This window comes from Thalassotalea profundi (assembly GCF_014653195.1).
Classification (GTDB): Bacteria; Pseudomonadota; Gammaproteobacteria; order Enterobacterales; family Alteromonadaceae; genus Thalassotalea_B; species Thalassotalea_B profundi.
Genome location: NZ_BNAH01000004.1, coordinates 53,311 through 68,306, shown reverse-complemented (window position 1 = coordinate 68,306; position 14,996 = coordinate 53,311). Strand labels below are relative to the sequence as shown.

At 35.9% G+C, this 14,996-nt stretch carries 14 protein-coding genes; 6 read left to right on the top strand and 8 right to left on the bottom strand.

The window, feature by feature from the left end; genetic code table 11:
• Positions 1-242 precede the first annotated feature (242 nt).
• The 3 genes from IE155_RS05805 to IE155_RS05795 all read left to right on the top strand — a co-directional run bounded on the left by IE155_RS05805 (position 243) and on the right by IE155_RS05795 (position 2,343).
• Positions 243-911 (top strand): hypothetical protein, encoded by a 669-nt coding sequence (locus IE155_RS05805; protein WP_189377236.1) that lies wholly within the window; start codon positions 243-245, stop codon positions 909-911.
• A gap of 106 nt (positions 912-1,017) precedes the next feature.
• Positions 1,018-1,308: a helix-turn-helix transcriptional regulator gene (locus IE155_RS05800; protein ID WP_189377235.1), complete on the top strand. Its 291-nt coding sequence runs from the start codon at positions 1,018-1,020 to the stop codon at positions 1,306-1,308.
• Positions 1,309-1,461: 153 nt separating this feature from the next.
• On the top strand, positions 1,462-2,343 hold the full coding sequence (locus tag IE155_RS05795; RefSeq protein WP_189377234.1) for a hypothetical protein: 882 nt from the start codon (positions 1,462-1,464) through the stop codon (positions 2,341-2,343).
• 11 nt (positions 2,344-2,354) lie between these two features.
• Here the strand turns inward: IE155_RS05795 and IE155_RS05790 are convergent, their stop codons facing one another.
• From IE155_RS05790 to yaaA, 8 genes are all read right to left on the bottom strand, one after another.
• Positions 2,355-2,972 carry a DUF6988 family protein gene (locus tag IE155_RS05790; RefSeq protein WP_189377232.1) on the bottom strand — a complete coding sequence of 206 codons (618 nt, stop codon included), beginning with the start codon at positions 2,970-2,972 and terminating at the stop codon, positions 2,355-2,357.
• Positions 2,973-2,996: 24 nt separating this feature from the next.
• Complete coding sequence (locus IE155_RS05785) at positions 2,997-3,431, bottom strand: type II toxin-antitoxin system death-on-curing family toxin (RefSeq protein WP_189377231.1); 435 nt, start codon at positions 3,429-3,431, stop codon at positions 2,997-2,999.
• Between the two features lie 2 nt (positions 3,432-3,433).
• Positions 3,434-4,456, bottom strand: a complete 1,023-nt coding sequence (locus IE155_RS05780; RefSeq protein WP_189377230.1) for a DNA-binding protein — start codon at positions 4,454-4,456, stop codon at positions 3,434-3,436.
• A gap of 49 nt (positions 4,457-4,505) precedes the next feature.
• Positions 4,506-6,419, bottom strand: coding sequence for a restriction endonuclease subunit S (locus tag IE155_RS05775; protein WP_189377229.1), 1,914 nt, complete (start codon positions 6,417-6,419; stop codon positions 4,506-4,508).
• Complete coding sequence (locus IE155_RS05770) at positions 6,419-7,924, bottom strand: N-6 DNA methylase (protein ID WP_189377228.1); 1,506 nt, start codon at positions 7,922-7,924, stop codon at positions 6,419-6,421. Before IE155_RS05770 ends, IE155_RS05775 begins: the two co-directional genes overlap by 1 nt.
• A gap of 306 nt (positions 7,925-8,230) precedes the next feature.
• Positions 8,231-10,672: an EcoAI/FtnUII family type I restriction enzme subunit R gene (gene hsdR / locus IE155_RS05765; RefSeq protein ID WP_189377227.1), complete on the bottom strand. Its 2,442-nt coding sequence runs from the start codon at positions 10,670-10,672 to the stop codon at positions 8,231-8,233.
• A gap of 969 nt (positions 10,673-11,641) precedes the next feature.
• Positions 11,642-11,944, bottom strand: a complete 303-nt coding sequence (locus IE155_RS05760) for a hypothetical protein (RefSeq protein ID WP_189377225.1) — start codon at positions 11,942-11,944, stop codon at positions 11,642-11,644.
• A gap of 115 nt (positions 11,945-12,059) precedes the next feature.
• Positions 12,060-12,836: a peroxide stress protein YaaA gene (yaaA, locus tag IE155_RS05755; RefSeq protein WP_189377223.1), complete on the bottom strand. Its 777-nt coding sequence runs from the start codon at positions 12,834-12,836 to the stop codon at positions 12,060-12,062.
• 270 nt (positions 12,837-13,106) lie between these two features.
• On the opposite strand from yaaA, the gene tal reads away from it, so the two are divergent.
• From tal to IE155_RS05740, 3 genes are all read left to right on the top strand, one after another.
• A complete protein-coding gene (tal, locus tag IE155_RS05750) occupies positions 13,107-14,060 on the top strand; it encodes a transaldolase (protein WP_189377222.1) in 954 nt (317 codons plus the stop codon).
• A 137-nt stretch (positions 14,061-14,197) separates the two neighbouring features.
• Entirely contained in the window at positions 14,198-14,371 is a 174-nt protein-coding gene (locus IE155_RS05745) for a DUF3545 family protein (protein WP_189377220.1), read from the top strand.
• A 94-nt stretch (positions 14,372-14,465) separates the two neighbouring features.
• Positions 14,466-14,954 carry a DUF6942 family protein gene (locus IE155_RS05740; protein ID WP_189377218.1) on the top strand — a complete coding sequence of 163 codons (489 nt, stop codon included), beginning with the start codon at positions 14,466-14,468 and terminating at the stop codon, positions 14,952-14,954.
• Positions 14,955-14,996: the final 42 nt, after the last annotated feature.

Sequence of the window (14,996 nt, the reverse complement as noted above, 5' to 3'; positions counted from 1 at the left end):
TACAAAACATAACAAATGTTAATATTAAGCACTATTGATTAAGCTTACGTTAGCCCACCAATGGAAACGCTATTGCTTACTAGTTTGACCAACCACAGCCAATGAAGGATAAATAGCACTGGTGAAATAAACATGATCTAGCTAAAATGCTAATTAATCAAGCCTAGGGTAGCTCCCGAACGGGCGGTAACCTCACCGCTTTGGTTTGATTATTTGATTGAGGTTTTGTGTTGAGGTTACGAATGAAAGAATATTATTCAATAGATGAACTATCTAATCTTTGGAAAATACCTGCTGTAGACATACTGTACACCATTCAATCTAAAAACATTCCTGCATATATAAGATATTGCGGTTATATTCGTATAATAAACAGTCCAAATCCATGCACACTAAGCTATCATAGCTCTTTCTTGAAAATGTGGGCTCATCAAGTAGAAAATTTTTACTTCAATTTAATAGAAAGAAATGAAAATCAGTATAAAATTTTTTCATTTTCAACTGAAAATAGTGACTATATTGGCGATAGGTTGATTTCGGTATCATCAAAAGACAGTACAAATTATTCACCATCACCTGATTCATATCAAAAGTCATATCAAGAGGTGACACTTCATAATGTATTTATATATAGCACTGATTTTGCTTTATTTGGCTTATCTTTAACACACATAAATGGCTGTGTTGACTTTTCCGGTAAAGAACGTAAAAACCTTTATAAAACAATAGGACTTTTAACAAAAGCATTAACTCATTCAAAAGGTAATATATTAGGTAACACGGAAAAGCCAGTAATTAATCAGGTTGCTATAGAATTATCAAAATATTTACCAGATGATGATACTGGTTTAAAGGATAGAGCTTTGCGAGAAAGGATTAGTAAAGGATTAAACTACCTTAAAGATATCTAAATTATTCTTGGCAATTGCCAATTATTTTTGGTAATTGCCACTAACTACACAACTAAGTCTATAAATTTCTCTCAGTTAATCCAAACACAAACAACTGAGGCGAATCATGAACCACACTGAACATCACATCTCTACAATTCAATTAGCTACACAAGATTTACAAATAATTCGTAAACCTGAAGCATTAAAGATGCTTGGTATATCTAAAAGCAATTTTCACATAAAAATTAACGAAGGACTTTTACCTTCAGGAATAAGCCTTGGCGCAAATTCTGTCGGTTATTTTAAACATGAATTAGCTGTTGTGATAATAGCTATGGCTACAGGAAAAACACAACAGGAATTAAAAAGTCTCGTACAAAAATTAATCGAACAACGTCATAATTTACTAGGTTAAGGAACTGTGAGCAAAGCTCTTAAAAGCTCGCTTACACTTGTATAAATGATCATGACTTCTGAATTTAATAATACTATTGATAGTAGCTCCAGTTTATTAGTGAAATTAATAAATAGAGGGGACGAGGTATCCATTGTCAAAGGTAAGTTAATCATGCAACCTAATAGTGGTTTACCCGTTCCTGTATGCTGGTTAAAGCAAAATAGAACTTTACTGATAAATGACATTTGTAAGTTATTAAATTGTATTCCACTACAGTATATCAGCTACACCACGGGGAATTACGGCCAAAATAAAAGCCCAGGTGTAACACTGCAGTTTATTGATTTACTTTCACGCAAAAATGCTTACATTATTTTTAACGCTAACCTAAAAAGAAGTAGAAAAAGTAAATATGGTAAAAAAGGAGATCCCTTACCTAATAAACAGTTTATTGTAGGTGAAAGAAGTAACTTTTATAAATTTTGGCTTTCTACTGGTTTACCATTACCTACTTCACTATCAAAGTTTTACGAGTGTATGAGTAAATTAAAACCACTAACTTTTACTGGAGAAATAGACTCTAAAGATAGGATTAAAGATAAAAAGTTAACTTTACTTGAAGTTACCTATCATGAAATATTGAATAAGCTTAAGAAGCCTAAAAATGCTCAAGTAACTGAAAGTTTGACCGCTAAGCAATCTCTTACCTTTCACCAAAAAACCGCTAACCAACCACTAATTCTTACCGCTAAGAGTATCTCTCCAGAGCCTAACAGTAAAGGGTTAGCGACCAATAAAAGTACGTGTATCTCAAACCACGGTAATAAGTATATAAGGAAGGAAGTAATAGAAGAGTTTACTAATGCAGATATAAGTACTTTAGATAGTTATAAATATAATCGAACTGAAACCCCGAATAACAAGCCACTAATTAAAAATAAACAACCAGAAGTGCAAACTGTCGATGAATGGCTAGAAGATTGGGAAGCAGCATTTACCTCTGAAGAGTTTAAAGAAGTAATGACAGACTTTAACAAAAATAGTAGTCACTAAAGCCAAAGAAGTTAAATTAATAAGGAAGGCAAACACTCTTCATGTCGACGCTGGATTTGAGACACATCTTTTGCAATAACTTGATTGCCGGTTAATATTGCTGCCATCATCGCTGTCATGCTTAACAAACCATTTGATGATTTAACAATATCAATAATTAGTTGTTCGGGATAACCAGCACCATGACGCTGTAAAGCGTGTATACCACCATGAACGTATGAATTTAATGCTTTCCACTGTACATATCTAAACTCTTTAAACATCAATACAGCTTGTTCAGGCGCTTTCCCCTTCATTGCTTTAATCATGTCTTCATTACTTGATTTTTGTTCTGCAGTATTTGAGAGTTTACTTGCTTCCTCAAAAGTATTTTCAATTTTTGTATCACTTGCTGCATAAAATAACCATGTTGCGCGTGTTAACGCTTCAAATTGAGAACGGCAAATACAGATAGCTGACGTATAGCTACCATGAAGACAAAGCTGCCTAACACTTACGCTATGCTCTAAAGCCACTGAGCACATTATCCAGCTAGATATAACGCGTTTACTATCATCTGCAGGACCATAATCAAAAATACGGCTAAACTCGCTGTTTAGTGCTTCTGATTTTTCTAATAGTTCGTCCATTCTCATCCGTATTTAAGTATCACTTCATCTATCAACAGCAGTAATTAACGCTAACATTAATTCTTCTGGATATTCTTCTTCCATAATAATGCAATCAATCAGCTTGATGAGTAACTCTTTTGATATTTTACTTTCAGCTAACCATACAGTGATATTTTCCATTTTTATCACAAAATCTTGCACACAATAATCGTATCCATTTATCTCTAAGAAATATGAACCAAGCACAATACTTGATCGTTTATTGCCATCATTAAAAGCATGAAATTTATTAATAGCAAACACCAAGTGGTTTAGCTTATCCAGAAATGATGGGTAATAAAGATCATTTTTAATGTGCTCCAGTACGCTTTCTAATTGACCAATATTTTTTGTACCCGCCAAACCACCAGAATGCTCAATTATCCAGTCATGAACACCGATGGCATGTGCTATATCAAAGTAAAACGTTTCAAGCATAATTATCTATCCTTGAGTCTTTTCAACACATCTAATGTACGAGTGTCTGATAATTGGTCTTCCAATGAGCGACTTTTATCACCCAAAAACTTATCAAAATCACCTTGTGGTACTGCTTGAACATAACCTTCAAGTTTTTGGTGTAACGCTGCCCTAAATCCAAGATCTCGGCTTGCCATACGTATTCTTGCATCTTCAATACTTGGCTTTAAATACGGTGACTCTTTCGCTTCTATAATTAACAAATCTAATTCAGCAGGTGTTAATTTACGCCCGTGTTTATTAAAAAAAACTTTCATATCTTCAGCTAAACCATGCTCAAAACTAGCAATAACTTTAAGAACCTCTACATACATGGTTTCACGCGTTTTATCTTTGTCTGCAAGGCTCAATACTTTTTTGTATTCTGCAGAGTTTTCTAAAAATATTGCCTGATATAATTTGTCTGTATAAACACCATACTTATAAGGTCCCAAATCTAAATAATCTCTTAAGGCATTAGTAAATTGCTTACGGTAACTCTCTTCCAGATAAGCTGTAGGTAAATAATCAGCATCTCGCTGATTAATAAAACGTGTTTGCCCCCCTGTTTTTTCGGCAACCACATCTAAAACAATATCAAGTAATCTACTGCGTATTGACTTTGCTCGCTCACTTTCGGTAACCAACATGGCAATATTTAATAAGGCTCTAAAATTAAACACGCCTAAACTAGGTGATTTAGGATCAAGTATGTCGACGACATTCATGTCGTCGACATAGTTTAATTTCAATTCTTTCAGTGGCTTACCCTTTATCACTTTATAACCATTAGACTTTAATTCACCACTTTCTTTCACTAAATACCGATCAACAGTGCGTTCATCTATCGCCAATATTTCCGCCACTTGCGATTTTGTGAAAATAATTTCACCATTATGCACAAGCCCACCCAATTCAAGGTGTTCTTCTAATTTTTCTAGCGCATATTGGTTATTCAGTACATTCTGACGTGCTACAAGCGATGAGGTTAGATCTTGCTTCATAAATCGTATTCCTGTGTATTAGCGATTAATACAATATAGCGCATTATTACTACTCACTTAATGCGTTTTCAACCACAGCATCGGCAAGGTGGAGTTGTGTGGTTTGGGCATCAGCTAGTCGGGTTTTGAGTTGGTCACATAACGCCATCAGTTCATCGACTTTAGCGACGATGCGGTGTTGTTCAGCTAGTGGTGGTAATGGAATTTTTGTACTAGATAATCTGTTCAAAGCCATCTTTTGAACGCCGACTTGTTTAGTCTTATCAAAAAACTGTTCTTGAGCGAACTTGCTATCAAGACACTTGAATAAATATGTACGATCAATACCGTAAAAAGGTGTTATACGCGCAGCATTCTCTGTTAAATTCATACCATCAAATCTAAGCGGGACTAGACCACATTTGCCGATAGTTGCACCAACTATCGTCATGTAAATATCATCTTTAGTTATTATGTAATTACTAATTTTTGATTGAACGTCTCCAGAAACATAATGTAGATCATCTTCTCTTATGCTGCCGTCTCTCATATCCGTAACACGAATGTAAATATAAGGGGTTTTATTTGTAGTTAACTGCTGCCCTTTTGGCAATCGTTTACCACCACGTATTACAGTTATAAAGCCTAAATTACACCATTCCCAGCCACTCGGTAATTCGAACGGTTTTTCTTCATCTGTGATGGCTGGTAATGGCTTTTGTTTTTTGATTTTTTTATCTTTGATCAGTTGAGCTTTTTCTCCGGCGATTTTTTCAAGTAGTTTACTTGCAGGTTCGTCGCTGGGGTTTTGTGGCACGAGTTTGCCCATGACTGCCAGTTGTAAGATGGTTTGTTTTAGTTGCTCTATGCTGTCTTCGGTGGTGAATAACAGATCAAAGTGGTCGGCGATGCGCAACCAGCTTTGTTGAAAGGAATTTGCTCCTGCCCTATCTTCATTAGAGCTGATATTTCCACCATCCATGGCGGTCAAGTCATCTGCATTAACACTTTGGGTTAATGTTTTTAACAATTCTTCCACTAAGGTTTGATGTGATGTTAGGTTTTGTTCAGTTTGTTGCTCTAACTGATCACACAATGCCATCAATTCATCGACTTTAGCGACGATGCGGTGTTGTTCGGTTAGAGGTGGAATCGGCACTTCAATACTTGTAACTGCACTAGTATTTAATTCCACCTGGTTCGTGGTACCTGAAACAAGCGAGTTTTCACGTCCTGGTTCAATACGATATTGAATACCTGGGGCTGATATATAATTTTTAATAAAAGCTGCATTAATCAATATTGTACGGATAACTGTGACATGAGAATCAGCTACAAGAGTTTTATTTTCCACATATTCAAGTAAATTAATTCTACCTGCTGTACCTGTTCCGGTTGAATTCCACAATAAATCCATTGGCTGCAAAAATCGTTCTTCCTGATATTTACTTAAACTCTCATTATTTACAAACCTTGCTGGTTCTAGATCGAATCCTGACCATTGAATACATTTTTGAGAAATAACTTTAACTTTACCACTTTCATCATATTTAGGACCTTTACCGCGTTGAATATAGATTGAGATATCTTGTAAGTGACACCAAGACCAACCTTTAGGAAGCTCAAAAGGTTGGTCTTCATCGGTTATTTCAGGTAAAGGCTTTTGTTTTTTTATTTTCTTATCGGCAACCAGTTGTGCTTTTTCTGCTGCTATTTTTTCAAGCAACACCCTAGCAGGTTCATCATTGGAGTCTTGTGGCACTAACTTGCCACGCACGGCTAATTCTAAAATCAGTTCTCGTAGTTTTTTAATGCCAACTAGTTCAACCTTACTATTACTGCCACGCCCTTGTGAATTGCGCTTTTTGATCGCACTCGTCCAGACATCAATGTTGTCTGTAATTAAGTTGTCAGTAATTAAGTTATCAGTGTTTAATGCTGAAACTAAATTACCGCCTGCTCGGGAATGACGATTAGATGCCATTACTTCACCTCACTACTTTCAGGTGACAATGCGTTAGACAAAATGCTTTTAAGCTGGTCACGCAGTGCTTGAATATCCGCTTGTTGTTTGGCGTAATCGGCTAATAGCTCTTGCGGATCATGACTCACGGTTTCTTCAATGTGTGGGTTTTTAATATCAAGGTTGAAGTTACGCGCAATAATCTCGTCTATGCTGACTTGCCATGCTTGTTCGGTTTCTATGCGCGATGCAAAGCCGTCTTCTTCATTACCCCACCACTGTATTTCTGTTTGAAATTCTTCAAACTTCATTGGCTTGGTTTTGTTGTAATTTTTAACACCTGCTGGATAAGGGTGCTCATAAAACCATACTTTTTCAGTTGGCTGACCTTTAGTAAAAAACAAGATATTGGTTTTAATGCCTGTGTACGGGTTAAACACGCCGTTCGGTAATCTTACAATAGTGTGTAAATTACACTCTTCTGTGAGTAGCTTTTTGATTTTGGTTTTAACACCTTCACCAAATAAGGTACCGTCGGGTAATACTACGGCAGCACGACCGCCAGCTTTGGCGTTATCACCTGTTCCGCTTGGTGAAGCAAGCACTTCAATAATCAGCTGTAAAAACAAGTCGGCAGTTTCACGGGTTCGGGTGTCGGCAGGAAAGTTCTTTTCAATACCGTCTTCTTCGGTGCCACCAAATGGTGGGTTGGTAACAATAACGTCTATTTCATCGTCCCAACTTGAAAGTGGTTTATTAAGAGTGTTGCCATGTTTAACTTGTACCGGTACTTCAATGCCATGCAATAGCATATTGGTGGTACAGAGTAAGTGCGGTAATTGTTTTTTCTCAACACCGTGAATTTGCTTTTGTAAGGTTTGGTGATCTTCCGCTGTTTTCACGTATTTTTCTTTAACATGATCAAACGCACAGGCTAAGAAACCGCCCGTACCACATGCTGGGTCCATAATGCTTTCGCCCAATTGCGGGTCGATACGGTCAACAATAAAACGGGTAATGGCTCTTGGGGTATAAAACTCACCAGCGTTACCTGCGCTTTGTAAATCTTTTAATATTTGCTCGTATAAATCACCAAAAAGATGACGTTCTTTTGAGTCTGTAAAATCTATTTCGTTGAGCTTGTTAATGACTTGGCGCAGTAGCGTACCGTTTTTCATGTAGTTAAAGGCATCACTAAAGGCTTCACGCACCACATAACCACGCGGGTTAAGGTTGATAGGTGCGGTAAGGTTTTTTAAATCTACAAAAAGTTTGTCGTTAACAAATTCAAGTAACTCGTCACCGGTTATGCCTTCGTCATCGGCAGCCCAATTTCGCCATAAGTATTCGCTTGGAATTGGCTCTTGGTAGTCGTCTAATTCAAATTCGAGTTCTTCTTCTTGCGCGTCAAATATTTTCAAAAAGAGTAACCATGACATTTGCCCTAGTCGTTGGGCGTCACCGTCTACACCGGCGTCTTTACGCATAATGTCTTGAATGGATTTTATTACTGAGCTAATTGACATATTTTTCTCTTATTTTAAATTTATCTTGTTTAATACTTTACAAATGTGAGGTGAGTTCTTACACTTTACTTATAAGTGGACTGGGAATGCTCGGTCGGCGCTATATCCTCGGGGAATACCTCGGGGATTTTCGCTTTCTAGGGATAGCACTTTAGTCTTCTCCCTTGCGTATTTACTTGCATTCTTTTTATAAAAACTCACTTTGCTCGTTCTCTTATTTAATTATTTATGTATTCAAAAGAATTTTATCATCACGACTAATCACGTCATATTTTCTTAGTATTATCCGATAAAATATTGTGAGAATTAAGCTGAACGAGAACCGTCGTGATACAACTCAGCTTCTAATTCGGTAATGGCTTGATCATACTCTTTTCTGCCACCAAAGGCTTTCTTTGCTATTTCCATTGGCTTGCCCATTTGATTAAATGGTTGAACTTTAAGCACATGAATACTTTCAATTTCACTCACGCCAGCATCAGCATATTTATCAAGCAAGTTACTTAACACCGTTTGCGCTTGCTCTGAGTATTTAGTGAAGTAGTTACGCTTTTTCACGTTATTTGCACGTTCTTTACGCGTTAAGGGTGGTTGGTCGAAAGCAACATGACAAATTAGGTCAAAGGGATCTAAATCTTTACTGATATCATCTTCCAGAGCTTGCCAAATAACCCCTTCATTGGCGAGTTCATCAATAATGCTTTGTTTGCGATCTGCTTCGTTCCATTTACGGGTAAAGTCATCAAGCGAGGTAAATTGCTTTTGTATGGTTTTGCGGGTGTAATCTTTAAATGATTCGGTCACTAACTTACCGTCACTATCGTAATACTGAACACGCTCTGCCATTTTTTTTACGGATATACCTGATACTTGGAATTTGATGAAGCGCTTTTCTTCTTCATCTTCGCCCCAATCGCTGTCTATTTCAGCGTTGCCAGATGTTTCTTCTGTTTGAGTATCACTTGTGAAATCTGGGTGCGGCTCAGCTATCGTTTGAGCTTCTGTTTCATTTTCTTCTTCACCATTGATATCATCAATAAAGCTATCGTCTTCATCTTCAATGATATCTTCTGGTTTGGTGACTAATACTTTTTCCGGCACACCATCAAAACGTTCATCGGCAAACAGCTCTGTGGCTTTTTTAAAGTCGAGAATGGTAAACCATAGCTTACCGTATTTATCGTCTATACGTGTGCCACGACCAATAATTTGCTTGAACTTAGTCATTGATTGTATGTTTTGATCAAGCACCACTAACTTACAGGTTTTAGCATCGACACCTGTGGTCATTAACTCTGAGGTGGTGGCAATCACTGGGTAAGCTTTTTTCGGGTTAATAAAGTTATCAAGTTGGGCTTTGCCTATTTCATCATCACCGGTAATTTTCATCACATATTTGTCGTTTTTTGCCACTTGTTCAGGGTTTAAATTAACAAGGGCACGACGCATACGTTCAGCATGGTCAATATCGTTACAAAAGACGATGGTTTTTGCCATGGGGTCGGTACGTTGTAAATAACTGGTAATGGTTTGTGCCACTAATTCAGTACGATTTTTAATGACGATAGTGCGATCAAAGTCTTTGATGTTGTAAATACGATCTTCTATTTCTTCGCCGTTGTCATCTATCTGACCTTTTTCTGGTCGCCAACCTTGTAGGTCGATATCAAGATCAACACGCACTACTTTATAAGGAGATAAAAAGCCATCTTCAATACCTTCTTTTAATGAGTAGGTATAAACAGGCTCGCCAAAGTAGTCGATGTTTGAGACTTCTTCTGTTTCTTTGGGGGTTGCTGTTAAACCGATTTGTGTAGCGGCACTGAAGTATTCGAGAATTTCACGCCATGCACTATCTTCTGCGGCACTACCACGATGACATTCGTCAATAATAATCAGATCAAAAAAATCAGGCTCTACTTGTTTATAAGCTTTTTGACTTTCTTCTGGGCCTGTTAATGCTTGGTATAATGCCAGGTGAATTTCATAAGCTGGGTCAACTTTACGCCCTGAAATTTTAGTCATAGCTTGGCCAAAAGGCTGAAAGTCGTTAATACGAGTTTGATCAACGAGCACGTTTCGGTCTGCTAAAAATAAGATGCGTTTTTTCTGGCGAGATTTCCATAAACGCCAAATGATTTGGAAAGCCGTATAGGTTTTACCGGTACCTGTTGCCATAACAAGCAACATACGGTTTTTACCCTGAGATACCGCTTCAATGGTTTTATTAATGGCTTGTAGCTGATAATAACGTGGTGCTTTACCACTGCCATCATCATGGTAACTTTGAGTAATTAACGGTATTTGTTCGGGTTTAAATCCACGATAAGCACAATACTTTTGCCAAAGCTGATCAGGTGTTGGGAAGTCTTCTAAAGATATTTCGGTTTCAAGCTGGTTCAGATTAGTTTTATCGTGAAAAATGAAACCATCGCCATTTGAGGCAAAGATGAACGGAACTTCTAATAAACGTGCGTAATCAAGCCCTTGTTGAATGCCCTTGCCTATTTCATGCTTATTAGCTTTTGCTTCAATAACCGCTAACGGAATATTAGGTTTATGGTAGAGAACAATGTCAGCAGACTTAACGGTTTTGCGCACACCAAGCTGACCACGGACAATCACTTTACCATCACGTAACTTAACTTCTTGGCGTATTTGAGTCATTAAATTCCAGCCAGCACTTTTAACCGCAGGCATGATGAATTTAGTGATGATATCGGTTTCAGAAAGTTTCTTTTTATCCATAATTTAGTCTTGTTAGTACGGCATTGTCCCTGATGAAGTATAAAGTGCAGTTTTTACTTCTATTTGTCAATTGAGTTATGAGTAAGATGTTGATGTTTCTAGTTTTAATAACGTTTTAAAATTGCGCACACATTAAGATAAACGTATAAAAAACAAGTTAATACATTAATAATTAAGAGGTTTTTAAAATTGCGCAGTGCGCAGAAATTGCGTAGTGCGCAGAATTTAAAGATATTATGTGCAAAAAATAAAATATTTAATTTTCATAATTAAAAAAGACTTGCTTGTTAAATCTATAACTTCAATTCTCGCATTCCATTTGAATAATGAACATTCAAAAATCTCAAGCTTTATATGTAATATATAGAGCATTCCTGCATAATATGATGAATAGCTATCTTACTTTCTAAACCGTAATCATTTTATTTAGAAAAAGGTGTTGTATTAGGGCATCGCAATCTAGCTACTTATCTGTCTGAGCATATCTTACAAAAGTAAAAAGTTATGCTTTATTGAAATAAGTAGAGCTAGTATTTATCAAACTTTCATAAAGAAAATTTTGAAAAGTGACTTTTTATTTTAGTAACACCAGTAGTAACAACGATAAAAAACAAACCAAAACAAACAACTTAATATCAAAAACTTAACTCCCCTGTTCGACTGCCTCCCCCGCAAAATAAAGACCGTTTTAGTTTAATCGTTATACCTAGTAACTTTTAGATTTGGCCATAAATTGCTTTTAATTTATGATTAAAACCGCTTTATTGCGGTTTTTTTGTCTTCAAAATAATGCAACCTATAAAGTAAAAGACATTAAACATTGTGAATTAGCGAACAACTGACGTATGGCACTTCCCCATTATGTATAGCTACATCTATAGTGTTAACACTTCAATAATAAACTTAATAAATCGCTACTCATTGAAATTATGAGTAAATCTTCAATCAGCGAAGTATTAAGGTTTCCCGTTAATCATTTAGTCTTTCGTAAGCAGGCATTTCAAAATAGCTCTCATCTCTAGCTTTGAGTGCTTCTTTAAATGCCCTTTTTTTACTCTTTCGTTCATCAATGCTTTCGCCAAAAACTTGAAGGTGAGCATCTTCCATGATTTGAGTCGATTGATTTCTACTTATGATCGATAAGGTTTCGCCCGCTTGAATAAACCCCTGAATACGATATTTAAGTTCATTATCAGGCGTTTTTGTTAATATCGACTTAAAGTATTGCGTAAATAGCATATCCAATTGAGTTAAATAGGACTGTTGATCCATATATTTTAATCACCTGAAACTTATTGTAAAAATATAAAAACGCTAAATATCCTATGCCTACATATCGCCAATCAATGGTAAATAAAATCTCATATATAGGTATTAGATCAAAAAATTAATTCTCTTCCCTACGCGTAAATACCCAATTATTCCCTTCGCTTAAATCAGCGTTGTATTGATAGCCAGCACTATCAAAACTTTTTAATTGTTCTATATCCGTTAATTTATTTTCAATAATATAACGCGCCATTAAGCCTCTCGCTTTTTTAGCAAAGAAGCTGATCATTTTATACTGACCGTTTTTCCAATCTTTAAATGCGGGAGTAATTACTTCAGCGTTCAACTCTTTTTTCTTTACCGCTTTAAAGTATTCATTAGAAGCTAAATTCACTAACACCTTATCGCCTTGATCAATTAAGGCTTGATTCAACTTGTCTGTGATAATATTGCCCCAAAATTGATACAAATTCGTACCACGCACGTTATTTAATTTAGACCCCATTTCTAAACGATAAGCTTGCATTAAATCTAAAGGTTTTAATAAACCATATAGCCCTGACAAAATTCGCATATGTTGTTGAGCAAAATCAAAATCATCATCACTTAATGTTTTAGCATCTAGTCCTGTATAAACATCGCCATTAAAAGCTAAAACAGCAGCTCTCGCATTATCTGGGGTAAAAGGCTGAGACCATTCTCCGAAGCGTGCAGCATTTAATCCCGCTAACTTGTCACTTACTCCCATTAATGAACTAATATCAGCAGGTGATAATTGCACACACCTATCTATCAGTATTTGGCTTTCATCTAATAATTCAGGCTGTGAATATTTATCAGTAGCAAGTGGGGATTCATAATCTAGGTTTTTTGCAGGAGAAACAACAAGCAGCATTTTCTTTTCCGAGGCTTAATAATTAAAAAATATACTATAACATAGGGTTATTTTATTTTAGATTGTTATATAAAAAAATAATTCAAGCTAATTAAAAGTAATACTAGTACTTGCTTAAATCATTTATTTTGATACAAATAGATTTATACTATATAAGACGACTAACGTCTCAGTTAGTATTACCTAATACTTAGATCAAATATCGGCATTATTTACCTTGTCATATTTATTCATTAACATTTTCATATTACCAAGATACAAGGCAAATTTATGGCTAATCAACTTGAACAACTAAAAAAAATGACAACAGTAGTTGCTGATACTGGCGATATCGAAGCAATCGCAAAATTCCACCCTGAAGATGCTACAACAAACCCTTCATTACTTTTAAAAGCAGCTTCTTTATCAGGTTATCAAGCACTATTAAGCCAAGCCGTTGACTGGGCAAAAGCACAATCAAATAATCCTGATCAACAAGTGGTTGATGCTGCTGACAAGCTATCAGTTTTAATAGGCTTGGAAATTTTAAAAACCGTACCCGGCAGAATTTCTACGGAAGTTGACGCACGCTTATCTTTTAATACTCAAGCATCTGTTGCCAAAGCTCATAAGCTAATCGCAATGTACCACGAAGCAGGCATCAGTAATGATCGCATTTTAATTAAACTAGCTTCTACTTGGGAAGGCATAAAGGCCGCTGAACAATTAGAAAAAGAAGGGATTAATTGTAACCTAACCCTACTATTTAGCTTTGCACAAGCCCAAGCATGCGCTGAGGCTGGCGTATATTTAATTTCACCGTTTGTCGGTCGTATTCTTGATTGGTATAAAAAAGATACCGGCAGAGACAGCTACCCAGCAGCCGAAGACCCTGGTGTAGTGTCAGTTAGTAAAATTTATAATTACTATAAAGCGAAAAACTATAATACAGTGGTTATGGGGGCTAGTTTCCGTAATAAAGAAGAAATTCTAGAGCTCGCAGGTTGTGACAGACTAACAATAAGTCCTCAATTACTTGATGAATTAGCCAGCAGTAATGAGGAGGTTGTACGTAAACTAACACCGGAACAGTCAGAGTTAGCAGCTACTCCTAAACTTGATGAAGCAGACTTTAGATGGGCAATGAATGAAGACGCTATGGCAACTGAAAAACTTGCAGAAGGCATTCGAAACTTTGCTATAGATCAAGTTAAGCTTGAACAGCAATTAGGAGAATTATTGTAATTCCCTAAATATTAATTTTAACCATGATGTGCTCCAACATTTTTTAATCTTTTTGTCAAAAAATGTTCATAAAATTGTTCTATTTTGCTCAGTAATATGATATTTAAAAGAAGCAGTTGTAAACAAAGGAGCATACCATGGATAAAATAGATGAATTATTGAACTCTTTGGGAACACCAGCCAAAACAGGTTCAACTAACAATAAAAAACGTAAGTGGCGTGAGATAGAACAACTGAAGGAAAAGTTTCAACTAGAAAGGGAACTTAAAGCCTACGAAGATTCACTAGATTATATGCTAGAGGATTTTTAAGCTAACAAAAACAGAAAAAGTTAACTAAAAATACAATTATTAATACTTAAAAACCCAGTATATGCTGGGTTTTTTATTGCCAACTAGGACAAAAATGATAGCTTTAGGTAACAGTAACGCTAAAATTAAAGTTTATATTGAAAACCAACCACCACTTGAACCCTATCAGTCACTCAATTACTGTTTACCACTAGAGAAAAATGATATAGCCACTATAGCAAAGGAAACGGGTAACCATTGGCGTAAAATATTTAATGTTTATGCAAAGTTAATATTTGAACTTTCTCCCCAATCATATGAAAGCTGGCAACAATTACGAGATTTGTCATTACTTCAAAAAAGCAGTGATCAATGTTTGGTTTTTTCTGCCCCATTACTACAACAAAAACCTAACGAGTTAACAATAATTATGGGAAAAGGCTATGCTGCAAAGCTAGGAGTAGCAGAAAAGTGTGATTGGTTAACGCCCTACTTTGCTATAAATAAATCCCTCAATATTATCATTTGTCCATATTTTGATTATCGACAGTTAAATAATCAAAAAATTACTCAACTTGCAACGCTTATTAAACAATTGAGTTAGCAATTGTAATGGCTTATTCAAGAAAAATTATACGACTAAAAT